At 36.6% G+C, this 1,209-nt stretch carries 2 protein-coding genes; both read right to left on the minus strand.

The window, feature by feature from the left end; genetic code table 11:
- Positions 1-456: PAS domain-containing protein (locus CXF78_RS01070; protein WP_145991297.1), on the minus strand; the 456-nt coding region annotated here is incomplete at its 3' end.
- 461 nt (positions 457-917) lie between these two features.
- Positions 918-1,209: hypothetical protein (locus CXF78_RS21595; RefSeq protein ID WP_219622044.1), on the minus strand; the 292-nt coding region annotated here is incomplete at its 5' end.

Below are 1,209 nucleotides of genomic sequence, written 5' to 3' on the forward strand. Positions count from 1 at the left end.
CAAAAAAAGTTTAGTAATAATACTTGCACCAAACTTAGGCTTAGCAGCTTTGCCAGCATTAATGGCATCGTAACATGCTTGAGCACGTTCAGTGAGCTCTGCTTCTGGCTGAGTTCTTACCGACTGGTACTCGCAAATAATACCGTTACGTTTAATCGGGGTCACATAAGCGTTAACCCAATAATACTGACCATTCTTGCAGCGATTTTTCACCAATCCCATCCAGCTTTTCCCTTGCTTAATGGTGTCCCATAGGTCACTAAATGCAGCTTTAGGCATATCTGGGTGGCGTACAATATTATGGGGTTTATTAATTAGCTCATCTTCTTTATAACCACTGACTGCCATGAAGTCATCGTTAACATGAGTAATAATACTGTCTAAATCGGTTGTTGAAAGGATCATATAATCCGACGGATAAGTGACTTCTTCATCGATGAGATCTTTTGTGGTCATGTTGATATATTAAACGTCGTTGAGATAAATAATTAAGCTGATTATTAAACAATCAGCATTATTTGTATGTGATGACTCACGACTTTAATCAGTAAATAATTAACATCTTTGAAATATTTGCGATTGGTCACACTGACACTTATTCAGACTCACAACAGTTCAAAGTATTGACTCGATCATATAATAGGCAAGAAAATGGCTATCATCATGATTTATTGATTGGTTTTTATTCTTGAGATTTTGAATTGCGATATTGTTTCGCATAATTAAAGCTTAAAGAAGCTAAAGGATAAAGAGATCTAATGTTTTTCCTAAACCTGGCAAAGACAAAAGTGGCTATGGTGACACCAACAGTGACCCCAAAAGGATGTTTTCGAGTCTGCTTTTTAACAGAATGGAATAATAAATTAAGTGTTAACTCGCACTGTCTAACAGAGTCTTTCCCCTGCATGCGTGTTAACTTAATCGAATGATTTAGATGCTTTAGAGATGACATCGATACCCTCCTTTAATTGGGAGACTGTCTCTTTGAAGCCAAAAAAACGAATCAGCCGTTTTTGCCAATAAAGTAAACCGACTAAAACCAACATCATTGCGATCAAAAATCCCCCAACCCCAATAAGTATGTTGAGAGTAATGCTGTAAAGCACAATCCCGGTGCAAACACATAAACTGAAGATAAAGAGAACTAATAACGGAATAAATAAAAGTTGGCAAACAAAAAACTGTTTTGCTGCAGCAACATTTCGTAAT

The sequence above is a fragment of the Shewanella sp. 11B5 genome (genome assembly GCF_002836795.1).
Lineage (GTDB): Bacteria > Pseudomonadota > Gammaproteobacteria > Enterobacterales > Shewanellaceae > Shewanella > Shewanella frigidimarina.